Below are 17,760 nucleotides of genomic sequence, written 5' to 3'. Positions count from 1 at the left end.
GGGTGGGGCCACCTCGTCGGTGGCGGCTCAGCCGGTCTCGACGGGGCGGTCGGCGACCTTCTCGAGGACGAAGTAGTAGAGCCGGTCGCCGTCGGCGGCATCCCTGCCGGTCATGACGCCCAGCACCTCCGTGGGGGAGAGGCGGGTGAAGTGGTCGATGAGGGGCTGGCCGTCGTACGCCATGGCGGCCGTGACGATGCCGTCGTGGCCCGCGGTCAGCAGGCGTGCGCCGCCCCGGGCCAGCCGCTCGTCGATGAAGAGGTCACCGGACGGCCCGGTGCACACCAGCGGCGCGACGTCGTCATCGGAGCGGAAGAGCTTGCCGAACCAGCCGCTGCGCTCGAGGAGGCGGTGCGCGCGATGCGCCGTCGAGAGGCCCCGGCCGTGCCACAGTCCGCGGAGCTCGCCGGGCGCCACGGCCGGCAGCGAGCGCCACAGGGCGGGCAGGTCGGATTCCCGGGCGTCCCGGAGGTGCCTGGTCGTGGCGGCCTCCGGTGCAACGGGTTCGTCGGACATCACCAGGACCGGCTTGATCGTCCGTCCGGCGCGGGCGTCGGCGACCGCGGCGGAGACCTCCGCGAACGGGTACGTCGTCAGGAGGCGCTCCACCGGAAGCCGCCCGATGCGCCACAGGGCGACGAGCAGCGGGATGTCGCGCCGGATGTCGGCGTCGCCCTCGATGACGCCGGTGAACGTGCGCCCCCACAGCAACTGCGACTGCGAGACGGTCACGCGATTCGACCCGGGACGCAGCGCGACGGTCGCGCAGACGCCCCGCGGCGCGAGACTCGACAGGGCCGCGTCGATCGTGTCCTGCGCGCCGACCGTGTCGAGGGCGCGCGAGGCGACGATGCCGCCCGCGTCTTCGGGGGCGATCGCGCGGGTCGCGCCGAGCCGAAGGGCGAGGGCGCGCCGCTCGGCAGACGGGTCGGAGACGACGATGTCGGCGACGCCGCGGTGCCGCGCGGCCATCACCGCGGCGAGTCCGGTCGTCCCTGCGCCGATGACGAGCAGGGTGTCGGCGGGGCCCGGTCGCAGGACGTTGACGATCGTGCCGACGCCGGTGAGGATGCCGCAGCCCAGGGTCGCGGCGACGGCCCACGGCACGTCGGCATCCACCCGTACGGCGTTCGTCGTCCGCGCCACCACACGGGTGGCCCAGGAGGACTGGCCCATCCACCCGGTCGTCGCGGCTTCGCCGGCGACGTCGATGCCGGCGGACGCCGCGTAGTTGAGCTCCGCGAAGCGGGCGCAGTACGCCGGATGACCCGCGGTGCACGCCGCGCACGCGCCGCAGGAATCGAAGCTCAGCACGACCCGATCACCGGGGGCGAACCCGGTCGCGCCGGGACCGACCGCCTCGACGACGCCGGCGCCCTCATGGCCGAAGACCGCGGGGAAGCGGTCGCCGGCGCCGCCGCCGATGCCGAACAGGTCGGTCGGGCAGACGCCGGAGGCCATGATGCGCACGAGCAGTTCGCCCTCGCCGGGGGCGCGCAGCGTGACGTCCGCGAGCGCGACGGGTCCGCCGCGCTCCCGGACGAGCGCGGCCACAGCGGAGACCATGCCGCTACGCCGGCGAGAGTTCGCGGTCCGCGGCGCGCAGGGCGACCTTGTTGACCTTGCCGGCGGCGTTGCGGGGCAGCGCAGGGAGGACGACGAGCGCCTTGGGCTGCTTGAAGCGGGCGAGCTTGTCACTCAACCACTCCTGCAGCTCATCGATCGTCAGCTCCTGCTCGGGGCGCAGTGCCACGGCGGCCACCGGGACCTCGCCCCAGCGCTCGTCCGCGCGGCCGTAGATCGCCGCCTCGAGGACCCTCGGGTGCCCGGCGAGGACGTTCTCGACCTCCGCGCAGTACACGTTCTCGCCACCGGAGATGATCATGTCCTTCTTGCGGTCCACGACCCACACGAAGCCCTCCTCGTCCTGGCGGACGAGGTCGCCGGAGTGGAACCAGCCGCCCTGGAACGCCTCCGCGGTCTCCTCGGGCTTGCGCCAGTACCCGCTCATCATGTTCGGCCCGCGGTACAGGATCTCGCCCACCTGGCCCGGCTCGACGTCGTTCATGTCGTCGTCCACGACGCGGTACTGGAGGGTCGGGATGGGCTTGCCGACCGAGCCGAGCTTGCGCAGCGAGTCCTCCCCGCGCAGCGCGCATGTGATCGGCGACATCTCGGTCTGGCCGAAGACCGCCACGTTCATCGCGTGCGGGAAGCGGTCGGCCATGGTGTGCAGCAGCGTGTCGGAGGCGGGCGCCGCACCCCAGCTGATGATGCGCAGATGCAGGTCACGCGCCGGGATCGACGGATCGGCGCAGATCACCTGCCACTGCTGGGGGACGTTGAAGACGATCGTGGCCCGCTCCCGCTCCCAGGCGTCGATCAGCTCGCCCGCGTTGAACGCGCCGAGCGGATGGATGACGGTCGGGATGCCGATGACGAAGTTGGGTGAGATCGACCCGAGGCCGGCGATGTGGAACAGCGGCGCCGTCATGAACGCGACGTCGCTCTCGTCGAAGGTCTCGTTGACCCGCAGCAGCGTGAGCGCCTGCGCGAAGAGGTTGCCGTGGTCGAGCATCGCCCCCTTGGGGCGACCGGTCGTGCCGGAGGTGTACATGATGAGGCAGGTGGTGTCCTCCGGGACGTCCGGGGCCTGGAAGTCGCCGGGGTCCTCCGCGACGAGGTCGGCCCACGACTCCTGGCCTTCGCCGGCGTCGCCGATCACGATGACCCGCCGGATGCGGTCGGTCGCCTGCGCGACGGCGCCGACGAGGGGGGCGAGGGGAGCCTCCACGATGAGGATGTCGGCATCCGCGTCATCGACGATGTAGGCGATCTCCGGCGGTGTCAGGCGGACGTTGATGGGCACGGCGATCGCGCCGATCCGGTTGATGCCGAACACGGAGATGACGACCTCGGGACGGTTGAGCGTCAGCAGCAGCACGCGGTCGCCGAACCCGACGCCGCGGCGGGCGAGCGCGGCGGCGAACGCCTCCATCCGGTCGCTCGTCTGCTTCCAGGTGGTCGTCTCGCCGAGGAACCGGAACGCCGGGGCGTCGGGTTTCATCTCGGCGTGCGTCGCGACCTGGTTCATCCAGTGGTTGCGGCGGACGGCGGCGGGGATCACGGTCGGGTCGGGCATCGGGCAGTCCCTTCGTACGTCTTCGTAAGGATGCCGCGACTCTGCGGCCTCCGGGGCTGATCAGCAGTATGGCAGTGCGGCGCCGTCATGTCACGACTTTTGTTAACCGATATTCACATGCGGCGCGAGGTGCAAGTGAAGTCCGGTTCACGCATCGACGGTCGTTGTGCGGCGGGTAGGCTGTCGGCATGACGGTGGCCGGCGAACCGACCCGTGCACGCCCCCGGGACCGGAAGCGGCGGATCGAGGAGGCTGCCGCCGTCGCCTTCGCGGAGCATGGGTATCACGCCGTCGGGATGCAGGACATCGCGGCGGCCGTCGGGATCTCTGCCCCCGCGCTGTACCGGCACTTCCCGAACAAGTACGCACTGTTCGTGCGCACGGCGTTCATGCTCGCCCATCGCCTCATCGAGGCGACCGATGACGTCCATGCCGCACCGGTGGAGTCCATCTCGGATGCGCGCGCCGCGCTCGACGCGCTGCTGGATGCCGTCATCGACACGACCATCGAACTGCGCGCGACCGGCGGGATCTACCGCTGGGAGGGGCGCTACCTCGCCAAGCCCGACCGCGAACTGCTGACCGCGGAGTTCCGGGAACTCCGCGAGTGTCTTGAGCGCCCGCATCGTGTCTACCGCCCGGACGTCGCCGAGGGGGATCGTCGCCGCGCGGTGCTGGCGGCGCTGAGTGCGATCGCCAGCATCACCGCGCATCACACCGTGGTCGCGGCACGCACTCTGCGGGTGCTGTTGAAGGATGCCGCGTGGCGCGCCCTCGACGATGAGGCGGCACCGACGCCGACGCCGGCACCGGAGCCGGAGCGCGTCGCCGACGCGGTCCCGCCGGCCCCGGAGCCCGGCCGACGGGGACAGCTCATCGATTCCGCCATCCGGCTCTTCGCGGCGCGCGGGTACAACGAGGTGACCATCGAGGACCTCGCCGACGAAGTCGGACTGACCCCCTCCGGCGTGTACCGCCACTTCGAAGGCAAGTCCGCCCTGCTGCTGGCCGCCTGCGAGCGTGCGGCGGTCGCCCTGGACCGGGCGGCGCTGCAGGCCCGCGAGTCATCCCCGTCCGCCGAGGAGGCGCTGCGGCGTCTGTGTGCCGGGTATGTCGCGCACACCTTCGCGAACCTGGCCCTCATGCGCGTCTACTTCTCCGAGCTCGGCAACCTGCCGGCGGAGGACCGGCGGCGCCTGCGCTCGCTGCAGCGCGCGCACATCGCAGACTGGGTCGCGCTCCTGCAGTCCGTACGGCCCGAGCTGGGCGGCCGGGAGGCGACCGTCCTGGTGCACGCGAGCCTCAGCGTCGTCGCCGACCAGGCGCCGCTGCTGCCCGAGCGGGACGGGGCCGCCGCGGCCCGGCTCACGCGCCTCGCCGAACTCGTCATGGGGATCTGAGGCGGAGCGTCCCGGCGCCGGGAGAGGTGCGGCGGGATACTAGGACATCCATGTAAAATGATCAGTGTGCCCAACCCGGCGCCGACAACGATGTCACCCTGTCTCACGAGGACGTGATCACATGAGCATGACCCTTCCCTCCGCGCTCGGCGCCGACGAGCGCGCCGCCATCCTCGATGCCGTGCGGGCCTTCGCGCAGTCCGCACTCGCGCCGCACGCGCTGGAATGGGATCAGCAGAAGCGCTTCCCCCGCGACGTGCTGGAGGCAGCCGGCGAGCTGGGACTCGGGGGCATCTACGTCCGCGAGGATGTCGGCGGCACGGCGCTCGCTCGCGAGGACGCCGCCGCGATCCTCGAGGAGCTCGCGATCGGCGACCCGACGATCGCCGCCTACATCTCGATCCACAACATGGTCGCGTGGATGATCGACGCGTACGGCACCGACGCCCAGCGCACGCAGTGGCTGCCCCGCCTCGTCGCGATGACCGACCTCGGCGCCTACTGCCTCACCGAGCCGGGGGCCGGATCGGATGCCGCCGCCATCACGACGAGCGCGATCGCGGACGGCGAGGAGTTCGTCCTCACCGGCGTCAAGCAGTTCATCTCCGGCGGCGGTGAGGCCGCCGTCTACGTCGTCATGGCGCGCACCGGCGAGCCCGGCGCCCGCGGCATCACAGCGTTCCTCGTGCCCGGCGACGCGGCCGGGCTCTCCTTCGGGCCCAACGAGAAGAAGATGGGCTGGAATGCGCAGCCCACCCGGCAGGTGATCCTCGACGAGGTGCAGGTACCGGCATCCGCGGTTCTCGGGGGGATCGGCAACGGGTTCAAACTCGCGATGAGCGGACTCAACGGCGGCCGCATCAACATCGCCGCCTGCTCGCTCGGCGGGGCGCAGTGGGCACTGGACCGGGCCGTGCAGTACGTGCAGGAACGCTTCACGTTCGGCGAGCCGCTCGCCGAGAAGCAGTCCGTCGTCTTCACCCTCGCGGACATGGCGACCGAGTTGCACGCGGCGCGTGCGCTCGTCCGCGACGCGGCGCGCGCCGTCGACGAGGGTGCCGAGGATGCCGTCATGCGGTGCGCGATGGCAAAGCGCTTCGCCACCGACGCGGGGTTCCGCGTCGCGAACGAGGCGCTGCAGCTGCACGGCGGGTATGGCTACCTGCAGGAGTACGGCATCGAGAAGGTCGTCCGCGACCTCCGCGTCCATCAGATCCTGGAGGGCACGAACGAGATCATGCGCGTGATCATCGGCCGTCACCTGTTGAGTGCGCATTCCCGCTCGTGAGTGCGTATTCGGGCTGTTGAGTGCGTATCCGACCTGTCGAGTGAGTATTCGACCACGTCGTGACAGCATGAGGGCATGACTGACTTCGAGACGATCCTCGTCGACACGCGAGGACGCGTCGGCTGGATCACCCTGAACCGCCCCGAGGCTCTCAATGCCCTGAACTCCCAGGTGATGCGCGATGTCGTCGCGGCCGCGGAGGAGTTCGACGCCGACGAGGGCATCGGCGCCATCGTCGTGACGGGCAGCGAGCGCGCGTTCGCCGCCGGCGCGGACATCAAGGAGATGGCGGACAAGACCGGCCTCGAGATGGTCATGGGCGACCACTTCGGTGCATGGGGCCGGTTCGCCGCCGTGCGGACGCCCGTCATCGCCGCCGTCTCGGGCTACGCGCTCGGCGGCGGATGCGAGCTCGCCATGATGTGCGACATCATCCTTGCCGCCGATACGGCGCAGTTCGGGCAGCCCGAGATCAACCTCGCCGTCATCCCCGGCATGGGCGGAACGCAGCGCCTCATCCGCGCCGTCGGGTACTACAAGGCGGCGGAGCTCGTGCTGACGGGGCGGATGATGAAGGCCGACGAAGCCGAGCGCGCGGGGCTCGTCTCGCGCGTCGTGCCGGCATCCGATCTCCTCGACGAGGCGCACAAGACTGCGGAGATCATCGCGGCGAAGTCCCTGCCGTCGGTCTATGCCGCCAAAGCGGCTCTGGATGCCGCGATGGAGACATCGCTCGCCGAGGGGCTGCGCTTCGAGCGCCACGTCTTCGCGTCGCTGTTCGACACCGCCGACCAGAAGGAAGGGATGGCGGCGTTCCGCGAGAAGCGGTCGCCGGACTTCACCCACCGCTGAGCCGCGAGTACGCGCTCAACGGCGCGAGAGAGATGACGGCTGCGAGGTCCGCGGCGCCCCGGGCGATCGCGCCCTTCCACGCCAGCAGCACGCGCCTCCGGCCGTCGAATCCCTGCGCCGCCCACCATGTCGCGGCGCGGTGCGCGACCGCGACGCGTTCCTCGACGCGGCCGGCGTCCTCGAGCGCATGGTCGGCGATCAGCGCGCCGTCCCGCGGGTCGTGGGTGGAGTACGTGGTGGCGGAGTCATCTCCTGCGATCAGCGTCATGTCGGGTCCCTCTCGCTCATCATCGAGCCTGCGGTTCATGAAGTGAATTGCGGTTCACATTAGGACCCCGCGGGGCACAGCACAAGAGGTTTTCGAATCTTCGTTAGAATGAGCCCGAGAGGGGAGGTCGCATGCCAACGGAGTCGCAGACGGCGAAGTCGGCGCGCACGCGCGAACGCATTCTCGACGCCGCCGCGCAGGTGCTGAGCCGCAAAGGCTACGCCGGCACGCGACTCACCGACGTCGCCGAGGTCGCCGGCGTGCAGGCACCCGCGATCTACTACTACTTCGCCTCCCGGGACGACCTCGTCGAGGAGGTCATGTGGGCCGGCGCCCACCGTGTGCGCCTGCACGTCGAGGAGGTGCTCGCGGCGCTGCCGGAGGCCACCGATCCGCGTGCCCGACTGCTCGCCGCCGTCGATGCGCACCTCCGCTACGAGCTGCAGATCTCCGACTACACGACCGCGTCGGTCCGCAACGCCGGCCAGGTGCCCGAGCACCTGCGGGTGCGCCCTGCGGCGGAGGAGGGCGAGTACAGCCGCCTGTGGCGCGAGCTGTTCCTCTCCGCGCAGGATGCCGGGCTGCTCCGCGACGGTCTCGACATCAACGTCTTCCGCCTCCTGCTGCTCGGCTCGATGAACTGGGCCGTGGAGTGGTGGAACCCGCGCACCCGGTCGCTCGACGACCTCGTCCGCGGCGCGCAGGACATGCTGCGCTACTCCACTTTCGCGCAGCCCTGACCTCGCGCAGCCCTGACCCCGCGCAGCCCTGACCTCGCCTCAGCCGAAGAGGGCGAGCTTCGCCGCGAGGATCTCGTGCGCCTGCGCGACGGTCCGCCGGACGACCTCGCCCGCCGTCGGGATGTCGCGGATGAGGCCCTGGACCTGACCCACGGTCCAGATGCCGGCGTCCAGGTCGCCGTCCTCGAACACCTTCCGCCCGCGCGCGCCCGCGACGAGCGGCTGCACGTCGGGGAACTGCCCGCCGGCGGCGAGGATCTTCACGACCTCGTCCGAGACGGCGTTCTTCGCGACGCGGGCGGTGTTGCGGAGGCTCCGGAAGATGAGGTTCGTGTCGAGTTCGGATGCGGCCACGATGCGCTCCTTGACCGCCTGCGCGATGGGCGATTCGACGGTGCACATGAACCGCGAGCCCATGTTGACCCCGTCCGCGCCGAGCGCGAGGGCGGGCACTCGAACGTCACGTACCTGCTCGAGCTCGATGGGCGCCGCCTCGTGCTGCGCCGGGGGCCCCGCCCGCCGCTGCCGCCGACAACCCATGACATGCTGCGCGAGGCGCGCATCCAGCGGCTCCTCGCCGCCACGGGCGTCCCGGTTCCGCAGATCCTCGCGGTCTGCGACGACGAGAGCGTCCTCGGTGTGCCGTTCTACGTCATGGAGCACCTGGACGGCGTCGTCGTGACCGACACGATTCCCGCCGCGCTCGCCGACCCGGCCGGCCGGCGCGGGCTCGCTTTCGCCGCCGTGGACGCGCTCGCCGCCCTGCACGCCGTCGACGTCACCGCGGGCGAACTCGCGCAGATCGGGCGACCGGACGGCTACCTGACGCGCCAGGTCGACCGGTTCGCGACGCTCTGGCCGACCGTGTCGCGGCGCGTGCTCCCCGAGGTCGACCAGGTCGCGGCGTGGCTCGCGGCGCACCTGCCGGCATCCGCAGGGTCCAGCGTCGTGCACGGCGACTTCCGGATCGGGAACCTCATGCTCGCGCGCTCCGCGCCGGCTGCCGTCGAAGCGATCCTGGACTGGGAGATGGCGACGGTCGGCGACCCGCTCGCCGACCTCGGCTACTTCATCGCGACCTACGCGGAGCCGGGCGCCGTCGCCACCCCGCTCGAGCTCACGCCCGTGACGCGCGGGGACGGCTTTCCGCGCCGCCGTGACCTCGTCGCACGGTACGTGGACCGCACCGGCGCGGATGTGTCGGCGCTCGCGTGGTACCAGACGCTCGCGCTGTTCAAGGCCGCGGTGTTCTGCGAGGCGATCCACACCCGCTGGCTCGCCGGGGAGCGGCCGGGCGACACGTTCGCCCCGACGCTCACCGCCGGGGTCCCGGCGCTGCTGGCGGAGGCGCAGCGGGTCAGTGCGTGAGGTGGGCGGATCAGTCTGCGAGGTCGCCGGATGCCGCGCGCAGTCGCGCGATGACGTCGATGAGCGTCTCCGCGTCGTCGGCGTCGAGGCCGGGACGCTCGAAGACGGCGCTGTTGAGTGCGGCCGTCGCGCGAGCCGCGAGCCGGCGTCCGTCGTCGGTGAGCGCCACGAGCGTGCCGCGTCCGTCGGAGGGATGCGGTTCGCGCCGCACGAGACCGGCCGCCTCGAGCCGGTCGACGGTGTTCGTCACGCTCGTCGGGTGCACCTGGAGGCGGCGGGCCGCGGAGGACAGCGGCATCCGGCCCTCGCGCGCGAAACTCAGCAGGGTCAGCAGCTCGTACCGCGCGAAGGTGAGTCCGAGCGGCTTGAGCGTCTCGTCCACGCGCGCGAGCATGAGCTGGTGCGCGCGCATGATGCTCGTCACGACGGTCATGCCGGCCGCGGCGTCGGTCCAGCCGTGCGCCGTCCACTGGCGCCGCGCCTCGGCGATGGGGTCGAGCGCGACGGGTTTCACGCGAGCCACGGATCACCTCCTGCGATCGGTGACAACGGTAGCCGGTTCCGCGTCGCTCGATTCGGCTGACGGGGTCCGCGCTGAATAGACTCGGCGCAGGCGTGAGGAGTTATCGATGAAGATCGTCGTGCTGGTGAAAGAGGTCCCCGACACCTACGGGGACCGCAAGCTCAACCTGCAGACCGGGCTCGCGGATCGCGAGGCGTCGGACCGCGTGCTCGACGAGATCGGCGAGCGGTCGCTCGAGGTCGCGCTGTCCTACGCGGACAAGAACGCGGGGACCGAGGTCGTCGTCCTGTCGATGGCCCCGGAGGCCTCGACCGCGACGATCCGGAAGGGCCTGGCGATGGGCGCAGCCTCCGCCGTCCACGTCGTCGATGAGGCGCTCGCCGGCGCCGACCTGGGCATCACCGCCCGCGTGCTCGCCGCCGCCTTGCAGCGCACCGGTTTCGACCTCGTCATCACCGGAAACCTCTCTACCGACGGCTCCGGCGGCGTCATCCCCGCGATGATCGCCGAGCACCTCCGGGTGCCGCACGCCACCGCGCTCTCCGCCGTGGAGATCTCCGAGACCTCGGTGTCCGGCACGCGCGCCTCCGACGCCGGCGCGGCCCAGGTGACGACGCCCGTGCCGGCCGTGATCTCGATCACGGAGGCCCTGCCGGACGCCCGGTTCCCGAACTTCAAGGGGATCATGGCGGCCAAGAAGAAGCCGCTGGAGACCGTGTCGCTCGCCGACCTCGGCGTCGACATCGACCCGGCGGCGGCCCCGCAGACCATCGTGACGGTCGTCACGGAGAAGCCCCCGCGCGGCGCGGGCGTCAAGATCGTCGACGAGGGCGACGCGGGCGAGAAGGTCGCCGCGTTCCTCATCGAGAACCGCCTGGCGTGAGGGAGAGCATCATGACCGACTTCGCTGCAGACGCGATCCTCGTCCTCCTGGACATCACCCCGGCGGGCGAGCTCGCCAAGTCGTCCGCCGGCCTGCTGGGCGCGGCCGCGGGTGTCGGCACCCCCGTCGCGCTCGTCGTCGCCGGAGAAGAGCGGCACGCCGACCTCGCCGCCGCGGCCGGCGCCCTCGGCGCCGCGCACGTGCTCACGGCGGGGCTCGGCGGCGCCGACACGGCGCTCACCGTCCCGGTCGTCGACGCCCTCGCCGCCGCGGCCGCCCTCGTCCGCCCCGACGCCGTCCTCGTCTCGAACTCGATCGAGGGTCGCGATGTCGCGGGACGGTTCGCGGCGCGCACGTCCTCGGCGCTCTCGGTGGACGCCGTCGGCGTCGCCCGCGACGAGCAGGGCGTGCTCGCGCAGCACTCCGTCTACGGCGGCGCGTACAACGTCACGAGCGCGCCGACCTTCGGCGCCCCCGTCATCACGGTCCGCCAGGGCGCCGTCGAGGCGCGCGCCGAAGCCGTCGCCGCACCGGTCGTCACGCCCCTGCAGGTCGAGGCATCCGACGCCCCCGCTGCCGTCATCGAGTCGTTCGAGGCGGCCGTCGCGGCATCCTCGCGTCCCGAGCTGCGCGGCGCCGGCAAGGTCGTATCCGGCGGCCGCGGCCTCGGGTCGGCGGAGAAGTTCGCGCTCGTCGAGCAGCTCGCCGACGCTCTGGGTGCCGCCGTCGGCGCGTCGCGCGCGGCCGTCGACGCGGGCTACGTCCCGTACTCGTACCAGGTCGGACAGACGGGCGTCTCCGTGTCGCCGCAGCTGTACATCGCGCTGGGCATCTCCGGGGCGATCCAGCACAAGGCCGGCATGCAGACGGCGAAGACCATCGTCGCGATCAACAAGGACGGCGACGCCCCGATCTTCGACGTCGCCGACTTCGGCGTCGTCGGCGACCTGTTCACCGTCGTGCCGCAGCTGATCGCGGCGCTCGAGGCGAAGAAGGCCCAGTAGTCATGGCGACGTACGCGCGGACGCTGCGCCGCGGCCTGCCCCGCCGCCCCGGCGGTGACGCGTGGCCGCCCGCCGGCGACGCGCCCGTCGGGGATGAGGTCGAGGTCGAGGTCGACTCGCGTCAAAGTGCGGGTGTAGGCGCGGTCGACCCGCACATCGGCGCCGGTGAAGTGGATGCCGCGGCGACGGCTGGCGCTGAGTCGCGTCTAAGTGCGGGTGCTGAGGCCCTGGACTCGCAATTCGGCGCGGGTGAAGCGTCCGCCGCGGCGGGGCCGAGCGTTGAGTCGCGCGAAAGTGCGGGTGTCGGCGCGGTCGACCCGCACAATGGCGCGGGTGAGGTGGATGCCGCGCCCGCGGCGCCTGCGGCGCCCGCGGCGCGCGCACTGCGTCGCGGCCTGCCGCGGGTGCCCGGCGGGGAGCCGTGGCCCCCGGCATCCGCCCGGCCTGCGGAGAGCGCCGCGGCTACGGCGCCTTCGACCGTTGCTCCGTCGACGGCAGCCGCGGCAGCCCCCGCATCGGCGACGACGGCCGGCGGCGACGCACCGGCGCCCGCCACGTCGACCGTCGGCGACGCACCCATTCCCGTCACCTCGGCCTCCGCTGACGCGGCCCCGACAGCCCCTGCGGCGCCGTCGACAACGGACGTGGCCGCCGCCACGGCCGGCGGCGCAGAGCTTCGGCGCGGACTGCCCCGTACGCCCGGCGGTGAGCCCTGGCCTCCTGCCGGCACGATCGATTCCGCGCGGGTCGCTTCCAGCGTCGCGCCTACGCAGCCCGTCGGCGCGACGGTCCTCGACTCCGGGGCGGCCGCGACGGCCGCGATGTCTCCGACGGCTTCCGCGGCCCCCGCGCCGACGACGCCCGCACCCGGGACCGCCTCTCCGACCGCCGCGGCCGCTCCCACCGCACCCGCCGCCGCGCCCGCGCCGACCACCGCCGCGCCCGCACCCACCGCCGCCGCGCCCGCGCCGACCACCGCCGCGCCCGTACCCGCCGCTCCCGCACCCGCGACCGGGCCGCGCCCGCCGCTGACGGTCCCCCGGACCGTGTGGGCCGGACGCGGCGCAAGCCGCCGCGACACCGCGACCGCCACCGAGCCGGAGCGCATCGGCCCGTTCACGAAGGCGCAGTGGGCCGGTGCGCTCGTCATCGGCGGGGCCGTGCTGCTCATCCTCGCGGGCATGGCGGTCGCGGCCGTCCGCTTCGTGCTCTCGCTCGACGCGATGCAGGACTTCCTCACGACCTACCCCGGCGAGTACCACCTGCCCGAGGGGGCGCCCGTGGGCTTCCCGGCCTGGGTCGGCTGGCAGCACTTCTTCAACGCGTTCCTGATGGTGCTCATCATCCGGACGGGCCTGCAGATCCGCACCGAGAAGCGTCCCGCGGCCTTCTGGACGCCCCGGGGCGACCCGAAGGGCAAGACGAGCCTGACGATCTGGTTCCACCAGTCGCTCGACATCCTCTGGCTCCTAAACGGCGTGATCTTCGTCGTGCTGCTGTTCGTCTCCGGGCAGTGGATGCGGATCATCCCGACGAGCTGGGAGGTGTTCCCGAACGCGCTCTCGGCGGCCCTGCAGTACGTCTCGCTGGACTGGCCCACCGAGAACGGCTGGGTCAACTACAACGCGCTCCAGCAGCTCGCGTACTTCGCGACGGTGTTCCTCGCCGCGCCGCTGGCGGCGGTCACCGGCTACCGGATGAGCGGACTCTGGCCCAAGGACAACACCCGCCTCAACAAGGCGTACCCGATCGAGTGGGCGCGCGCCGTGCACTTCCCGACGATGCTGTACTTCGTGGCGTTCATCTTCGTCCACGTCGCGCTCGTCTTCGCGACGGGGGCGCTGCGGAACCTCAACCACATGTACGCCGCGCAGGGCTCCGTCGACGGGGTCGCCTACGCCGACAACTGGACCGGGTTCTGGATGTTCTTCGCCTCGCTCGTCGTGATCGCCGGTGCGTGGGTGGCCGCCCGTCCGCTCGTGCTCGCGCCGATCGCGCGCCTGTTCGGCACCGTCAGCGGGCGCTGAAAGAGCGGGATGCCGTCAGGGACGGCATCCCGCTCTTCGGACCCTGCACGGGTCAGCGGACGAAGCGGACCTCGGTCAGCGTCTCGCCCAGGAACGGCTCGGTGTGCGTGGCGCCGTCGAGGGCGAACCCGTTGCGCGTGTAGAACCGGTGCGCGCGGGGGTTGTCGTCGGCGACCCACAGGTACAGCGGCTCGCCGGGCTCGACCGCGGCGTCGAAGAGACGCTGGCCGATGCCCGTGCCGTGGAACTTGTCGAGAAGGTAGATGAAGTAGAGCTCGCGCGTGCGCGGAGCGTCGCGGTCGCGCGCGGGACCGGAGCCGACGAAGCCGACGATCTCGCCGCCGACGAGTGCCGCGCGCATCTTGAACTCGGGTCCCTGGACCGCCCAATGGGTCCAGAGATCGGCCAGGCGCTTGTGCGAGACGTTCTCGAGCGCGGCCTTGCTGATCAGGTGGTCGTACGTCTCATGCCAGCACGCCGCGTGCACGCGCCCCAGGGCCTCGGCATCCACGTCGCGAACCGGACGGACGACGATGTCGGTCTGCTGTTCGGCTTCCATGGGGCGACTCTACGCACGGCCCCTGCAATAGGGAAATCCGCGCCGGCCGTGACAAACCCGCTCCTCGGAGCCGGCGCCGCCGCCGGCCGCGGGCTGTCGTCATCCCACAACGGATTCGGCCCCCACGTGCCGGGAACCGCTAGCATCGCGCCTCGTGAATGTATGGTGGCGGACTCTGTTGACGATCATGCGCGCGAAGACGCTGCTGCGCCGTCGCCGGCCCATTCCTCCGACGAGCGTCGGACGCGTGCGGCTGCGCACGCTCCCCACCGACATCGACCTGCTCCGGCACATGAACAACGGGCGTTACGCCTCGCTGTTCGACCTCGGGCGGTTCGACCTGCTCATCCGCACCGGCATCTGGGATGCCATGAACACGCGCGGCTGGTATGCCGTCGTCGCGAACGAGACGATCACCTTCCGGAAGTCCCTCGAGCTGTGGCAGCCGTTCACGGTCGAGTCGCGGCTGTACGGCCACGACGACAAGGCGGTCTACCAGATCCACCGCGCCGTCGTCGACGGCGAGGTGTACGCCGAGATGATCGTCCGGGCCCGCTTCCTCCGCCGCGGGGGCGGTGTCGTGCCGATGGAGGAGCTCTTCTCCGCCCTGCACCGCCCCGACGACCTCCCCCCGCTGCCGTCCTGGGTGGAGGCGTGGGCGAAGGGGGCCGCACTGCCGTCGACGAAGGCCGACGCGCCGAGCCTCTGGGACTGACGCCGCACGGCACGCGCGGGCCAGGGCGCTAGCGTAGGGCCGTGCTGACGATGCTGCGGACCGCGGGGCGACTGGTCCTCAGTCACGGTCCCCTTCTGGTCGCCATCTATCTCGCCGGGTCTCTCCTCCAGTACGTCGCGATCGAGGCGTTCGGCTTCGTCGGCGCCTACTCGGCGGTCGTCGGCGCGCTGCTGTTCCCGCTCGTGATCGTCGTGCGCCTCGTCGCGCTCGTGACGATGCTGCTCGTGCTCCGCAGCGGCCTGCGCACGCTCGGCGTCATCGCCCCGCTGCCGGACGAGCCCGCGGCGCGCCGACGCGCCTTCACCGACGCGCTGCTCGGCTCGATCCTCGTGTTCGTCGCGTTCTACGCGGCGTGGGGGTACCTCCGCGACGACGCAAGCGCGTACTACTCCCGCGTGCTGGAGATCAACACGGGCCTGATCGCGAACGAGAGCATCCTCGGCCTCGAATCCGGTGGGGACGGAGCGGCCGGCGAACTGTCGTTCTCGCCGCTGACGGTCGGCATCATCGTCGCGGCCTTCGTGCTGCGGTGGGCGTACGGGCGGTACAAGGGGCGCCTCTCGAAGAGCGTCGTCGTGCTCGCCGTGTACCTCGAGGCGCTGTGGGTCGTGTGGTCGGCGCTGCTCCTGTCGCAGGCGTTCGACGCCGTCGGCTCATGGGTCGACTCACGTCAGGCCATGGTGTGGCTTGCTGATCTGCGGAACTGGCTGGCCACGCAGGTCGCTCCGGTGGCATGGATCTGGGATGCCGTGGAATGGCTCCTCGGGGAGGCCGGCGGCATCCTGCTGCTCCCGCTCGCCTGGCTCACGGTCGCCGGCGTCATCTTCGGCCAGGCCGTCGCGCCGCCGCCGGCTCGGCTGAAGGGTGCGATCGTCGACCGCGCGCGCTCCGGCTTCGGCCGCCTCCCGGCGTGGACGCGGCGACGGTCGGCCGACCTGTGGGGTCAGGTCGTCGGCCGATTCCGTCCCATCGTCCAGGCGATCGTGCTGATGTGGCGCGCCGGGCCGGCGCTCATCGGCGGCTACGTGCTCCTCTTCACGCTCGTGCTCGCACTCGACGCGCTGCTCGGCATCGCTCTCACCCGCCTCGTCGGACCCCAGTCGTTCGCGGAGTTCTGGCTGCCGTACTCGACGATCGTGTTCTCCATCCCGGCGCTGCTCATCGAGCCGCTGCGGCTGATGGTCGTGGCGGCGGCGTACGACCGGGTCGTGGGGCGGCTGAGCGCACCTGCACTCGCGGAGGTCTGACTCAGGGCGCCACGCGCAGCCGGGCGAAGGCCGGCAGGGCGTCGGCCCACGTGAGGTCCACGTCGAACGGGCCGGTCGCATCCGCCGGCACGAGGTAGCTCGTGACGAGCGTGAACCAGCGTCCACCGTCCGCGGGGCACGATGTCGGCCGCTCCGCATCGAACGAGTCGAGACCGAGCTCGAGGGCGGACTCCCGCCAGCTGCGCTGCAGCCCGTCGGCCTCGCGCAGCACGGGCGGCAGGCACGACATGTCGTCGCCGTGCGTGTCCACGGGCAGGTGCACCGTGACGACGCGGGTGCCGTCGGGGGCGCCGGCCGGGCTCTCGAACTCCGCACGGGCCGGACCCACCGTGATGCCGGCGAGCTCCACGGCGCCGGCGGCGTCCGCCGTGACGGGGTCCTTCCCGGAGCCGGTGAGGGCCGTGCGTTCATGCTGGGCGACGCCGATCCCGCCGACCGGCACGAGCACCGCCAGCGCGAGGAGGGCGATGCCGTTCCGCCGCCACCACGCGTTCACGGCCGAGCCCATTCCCGCGGCCGCAGCTCCGCCTCGCCGGAGCGCTCGATCTCCGACAACGGCACCGCGGCCTCGACGACCGAATCCAGCCGGACGTCGCTCAGCGTCGCGAGACGCAGCACGGCTGTCTCGGCATCGAGGTCGGCGGGCAGCTCGAACGCGATGCTGCCGCTTCGCGGCACCCCCGCCGTGAGCCCCTGCTGGTAGAGGGAGCCGTCGGCCCGCTCGGTCGCGGCGAAGGTGCGATCGCCGATCTGGAGCGTCGCGTGCGCCAGGGTGCGCGGGCTCACGCGCGACGAGATCGACAGGTCGACGACGAGCCAGTTCCCCTCCGCCGACCATGCCCCGTCGGTCACGGTGTCGGCGCGGCGGAGCCCCTCGACCGTCGCGACGATGTCGCGGCCGGTGGCTTCCTCGCCGACGGATGCCGTGACGGTGAACGGGGCCTCGCGGGCATCCTCCGGCGGCGTCGCGAGCGCCACGAGCCACGCCCCGACGACGAAGACGACGCCGAGTGTCCAGGACAGCCACCGCTTCATTCGTCCCCCGGGCGGTACTCCACCGGCAGCGTCACCCGGGCGCTCGGCACCGGGTCGTCCCACCACTGCCCGCTCGTGACGGCCTGCCCGGTCCGCAGGGTGGGATCGCTGACGGTCACCGTCACCTCGTCGCCGCCGGCCAGGGCATCGTCCGGGACGAGCCAGGCGACGGCGAGCTCGGCGGGGACGCCGGGCTGCAGCCGCGGGTTCGTCGTCGCGTCGTCGATCCGGGCCATCGACGTCAGCTCCGCGCCGGGCACCGCGACCGACAGCGTCTCGCGCATGCCGCTGAAGCCCTCCGGGGAGGTCCAGACGTTCTCCACCGTGATCCGCAGCGCCAGGACGCGCTGCCCCTCCGCCGGGTACGCGCCGGCCTCCGCGAGCTCATCGAAGAGGAACGCGCGGTCCACGGACAGCGCGTACAGCGGCCCCGTGTGGGTCTCTCCGACCTCGAGTTCGGGGACCGGCTCCGCCGCGGCGGTCGCGAGACCGCCGAACGCCGCGGTCGCGGCCAGGAAGAGTCCCGTCCCGATCGCCGCGAACCACTTCGTGGGCACCCGGTCGGCCGCGGCCCGCAGCCGCGAGAACGGCGACGCGCGCCTTCTGGCGGGGGGCTCCGGCGTCGTCACACGCACAGCCTAGGGCGGCGGGTTCCTCCGTAGAGTTG

The 17,760-nt window shown here is 72.1% G+C and carries 19 protein-coding genes; 10 read left to right on the top strand and 9 right to left on the bottom strand.

Annotated elements, in window-relative coordinates; translation table 11 throughout:
* Positions 1 to 27 precede the first annotated feature (27 nt).
* Positions 28 to 1,566, bottom strand: a complete 1,539-nt coding sequence (locus BR85_RS09155) for an alcohol dehydrogenase catalytic domain-containing protein (protein WP_081782744.1) — start codon at positions 1,564 to 1,566, stop codon at positions 28 to 30.
* A 4-nt stretch (positions 1,567 to 1,570) separates the two neighbouring features.
* Complete coding sequence (locus BR85_RS09150; protein WP_028496401.1) at positions 1,571 to 3,142, bottom strand: long-chain-fatty-acid--CoA ligase; 1,572 nt, start codon at positions 3,140 to 3,142, stop codon at positions 1,571 to 1,573.
* A gap of 188 nt (positions 3,143 to 3,330) precedes the next feature.
* On the opposite strand from BR85_RS09150, the gene BR85_RS09145 reads away from it, so the two are divergent.
* The 3 genes from BR85_RS09145 (at position 3,331) to BR85_RS09135 (ending at position 6,682) form a co-directional block, all read left to right on the top strand.
* The gene (locus tag BR85_RS09145) at positions 3,331 to 4,542 is read left to right on the top strand and encodes a TetR/AcrR family transcriptional regulator (protein WP_051526273.1); all 1,212 of its coding nucleotides are present in this window, start codon (positions 3,331 to 3,333) and stop codon (positions 4,540 to 4,542) included.
* 121 nt (positions 4,543 to 4,663) lie between these two features.
* The gene (locus tag BR85_RS09140; protein ID WP_028496402.1) at positions 4,664 to 5,830 is read left to right on the top strand and encodes an acyl-CoA dehydrogenase family protein; all 1,167 of its coding nucleotides are present in this window, start codon (positions 4,664 to 4,666) and stop codon (positions 5,828 to 5,830) included.
* Positions 5,831 to 5,905: 75 nt separating this feature from the next.
* Positions 5,906 to 6,682, top strand: a complete 777-nt coding sequence (locus BR85_RS09135) for an enoyl-CoA hydratase (protein ID WP_028496403.1) — start codon at positions 5,906 to 5,908, stop codon at positions 6,680 to 6,682.
* Here BR85_RS09135 and BR85_RS09130 read toward each other — a convergent pair.
* A complete protein-coding gene (locus BR85_RS09130) occupies positions 6,669 to 6,950 on the bottom strand; it encodes an aldehyde dehydrogenase family protein (RefSeq protein WP_028496404.1) in 282 nt (93 codons plus the stop codon). The genes BR85_RS09135 and BR85_RS09130 overlap by 14 nt on opposite strands.
* 131 nt (positions 6,951 to 7,081) lie before the next feature.
* Between BR85_RS09130 and BR85_RS09125 the strand changes: the two genes are divergently transcribed.
* Entirely contained in the window at positions 7,082 to 7,690 is a 609-nt protein-coding gene (locus tag BR85_RS09125) for a TetR/AcrR family transcriptional regulator (protein ID WP_028496405.1), read from the top strand.
* A 39-nt stretch (positions 7,691 to 7,729) separates the two neighbouring features.
* Here BR85_RS09125 and BR85_RS15415 read toward each other — a convergent pair whose 3' ends face one another.
* Positions 7,730 to 8,230 (bottom strand): NAD(P)H-dependent flavin oxidoreductase, encoded by a 501-nt coding sequence (locus tag BR85_RS15415; protein WP_155947971.1) that lies wholly within the window; start codon positions 8,228 to 8,230, stop codon positions 7,730 to 7,732.
* On the opposite strand from BR85_RS15415, the gene BR85_RS09115 reads away from it, so the two are divergent.
* Complete coding sequence (locus BR85_RS09115) at positions 8,186 to 9,058, top strand: phosphotransferase family protein (RefSeq protein WP_231478646.1); 873 nt, start codon at positions 8,186 to 8,188, stop codon at positions 9,056 to 9,058. The two genes, BR85_RS15415 and BR85_RS09115, sit on opposite strands and share 45 nt — an antisense overlap.
* Before the next feature lie 10 nt (positions 9,059 to 9,068).
* Here the strand turns inward: BR85_RS09115 and BR85_RS09110 are convergent, their stop codons facing one another.
* Entirely contained in the window at positions 9,069 to 9,581 is a 513-nt protein-coding gene (locus BR85_RS09110) for a MarR family winged helix-turn-helix transcriptional regulator (RefSeq protein ID WP_028496406.1), read from the bottom strand.
* A gap of 106 nt (positions 9,582 to 9,687) precedes the next feature.
* Between BR85_RS09110 and BR85_RS09105 the strand changes: the two genes are divergently transcribed.
* The 3 genes from BR85_RS09105 to BR85_RS09095 are packed head-to-tail and all read left to right on the top strand — an operon-like array spanning position 9,688 to position 13,495.
* Positions 9,688 to 10,464, top strand: coding sequence for an electron transfer flavoprotein subunit beta/FixA family protein (locus tag BR85_RS09105; RefSeq protein ID WP_028496407.1), 777 nt, complete (start codon positions 9,688 to 9,690; stop codon positions 10,462 to 10,464).
* 11 nt (positions 10,465 to 10,475) lie between these two features.
* Positions 10,476 to 11,468: an electron transfer flavoprotein subunit alpha/FixB family protein gene (locus BR85_RS09100; RefSeq protein ID WP_028496408.1), complete on the top strand. Its 993-nt coding sequence runs from the start codon at positions 10,476 to 10,478 to the stop codon at positions 11,466 to 11,468.
* Between the two features lie 2 nt (positions 11,469 to 11,470).
* The gene (locus tag BR85_RS09095) at positions 11,471 to 13,495 is read left to right on the top strand and encodes a cytochrome b/b6 domain-containing protein (RefSeq protein WP_081782746.1); all 2,025 of its coding nucleotides are present in this window, start codon (positions 11,471 to 11,473) and stop codon (positions 13,493 to 13,495) included.
* 52 nt (positions 13,496 to 13,547) lie between these two features.
* Here BR85_RS09095 and BR85_RS09090 read toward each other — a convergent pair whose 3' ends face one another.
* Positions 13,548 to 14,054: a GNAT family N-acetyltransferase gene (locus BR85_RS09090; RefSeq protein WP_028496410.1), complete on the bottom strand. Its 507-nt coding sequence runs from the start codon at positions 14,052 to 14,054 to the stop codon at positions 13,548 to 13,550.
* Between the two features lie 154 nt (positions 14,055 to 14,208).
* On the opposite strand from BR85_RS09090, the gene BR85_RS09085 reads away from it, so the two are divergent.
* Both BR85_RS09085 and BR85_RS09080 read left to right on the top strand, forming a co-directional pair.
* On the top strand, positions 14,209 to 14,769 hold the full coding sequence (locus tag BR85_RS09085; RefSeq protein ID WP_028496411.1) for an acyl-CoA thioesterase: 561 nt from the start codon (positions 14,209 to 14,211) through the stop codon (positions 14,767 to 14,769).
* Between the two features lie 41 nt (positions 14,770 to 14,810).
* Complete coding sequence (locus BR85_RS09080; RefSeq protein WP_051526275.1) at positions 14,811 to 16,037, top strand: hypothetical protein; 1,227 nt, start codon at positions 14,811 to 14,813, stop codon at positions 16,035 to 16,037.
* 1 nt (position 16,038) lies between these two features.
* On the opposite strand, the gene BR85_RS14915 is transcribed toward BR85_RS09080, so the two are convergent.
* Genes BR85_RS14915 through BR85_RS09070 form a run of 3 tightly spaced genes read right to left on the bottom strand, consistent with a single transcriptional unit; the run spans position 16,039 to position 17,722 of the window.
* A complete protein-coding gene (locus BR85_RS14915) occupies positions 16,039 to 16,554 on the bottom strand; it encodes a hypothetical protein (RefSeq protein WP_147049734.1) in 516 nt (171 codons plus the stop codon).
* Positions 16,551 to 17,093, bottom strand: a complete 543-nt coding sequence (locus BR85_RS09075; RefSeq protein ID WP_028496413.1) for a hypothetical protein — start codon at positions 17,091 to 17,093, stop codon at positions 16,551 to 16,553. Before BR85_RS09075 ends, BR85_RS14915 begins: the two co-directional genes overlap by 4 nt.
* Complete coding sequence (locus BR85_RS09070; protein ID WP_028496414.1) at positions 17,090 to 17,722, bottom strand: hypothetical protein; 633 nt, start codon at positions 17,720 to 17,722, stop codon at positions 17,090 to 17,092. Before BR85_RS09070 ends, BR85_RS09075 begins: the two co-directional genes overlap by 4 nt.
* Between the last annotated feature and the right edge of the window lie 38 nt (positions 17,723 to 17,760).

Origin of the sequence: Microbacterium sp. UNCCL10 (assembly GCF_000746195.1) — a bacterium.
Classification (GTDB): Bacteria; Actinomycetota; Actinomycetes; order Actinomycetales; family Microbacteriaceae; genus Microbacterium; species Microbacterium saccharophilum.
Note: the sequence above shows the minus strand (reverse complement) of the source record. Positions and strands in the feature narration are given on the sequence as shown.

Bases quoted from the DNA above. Each gene is read 5' to 3' on its own strand.
- BR85_RS09105 (WP_028496407.1), top strand. From the start codon at position 9,688: ATGAAGATCGTCGTGCTGGTGAAAGAGGTCCCCGACACCTACGGGGAC.
- BR85_RS09135 (WP_028496403.1), top strand. From the start codon at position 5,906: ATGACTGACTTCGAGACGATCCTCGTCGACACGCGAGGACGCGTCGGC.
- BR85_RS09075 (WP_028496413.1), bottom strand. From the start codon at position 17,093: ATGAAGCGGTGGCTGTCCTGGACACTCGGCGTCGTCTTCGTCGTCGGG.
- BR85_RS09100 (WP_028496408.1), top strand. From the start codon at position 10,476: ATGACCGACTTCGCTGCAGACGCGATCCTCGTCCTCCTGGACATCACC.
- BR85_RS15415 (WP_155947971.1), bottom strand. From the start codon at position 8,230: ATGGGTTGTCGGCGGCAGCGGCGGGCGGGGCCCCCGGCGCAGCACGAG.
- BR85_RS09140 (WP_028496402.1), top strand. From the start codon at position 4,664: ATGAGCATGACCCTTCCCTCCGCGCTCGGCGCCGACGAGCGCGCCGCC.
- BR85_RS09150 (WP_028496401.1), bottom strand. From the start codon at position 3,142: ATGCCCGACCCGACCGTGATCCCCGCCGCCGTCCGCCGCAACCACTGG.
- BR85_RS09125 (WP_028496405.1), top strand. From the start codon at position 7,082: ATGCCAACGGAGTCGCAGACGGCGAAGTCGGCGCGCACGCGCGAACGC.
- BR85_RS09095 (WP_081782746.1), top strand. From the start codon at position 11,471: ATGGCGACGTACGCGCGGACGCTGCGCCGCGGCCTGCCCCGCCGCCCC.
- BR85_RS09130 (WP_028496404.1), bottom strand. From the start codon at position 6,950: ATGACGCTGATCGCAGGAGATGACTCCGCCACCACGTACTCCACCCAC.
- BR85_RS09090 (WP_028496410.1), bottom strand. From the start codon at position 14,054: ATGGAAGCCGAACAGCAGACCGACATCGTCGTCCGTCCGGTTCGCGAC.
- BR85_RS09145 (WP_051526273.1), top strand. From the start codon at position 3,331: ATGACGGTGGCCGGCGAACCGACCCGTGCACGCCCCCGGGACCGGAAG.
- BR85_RS09155 (WP_081782744.1), bottom strand. From the start codon at position 1,566: ATGGTCTCCGCTGTGGCCGCGCTCGTCCGGGAGCGCGGCGGACCCGTC.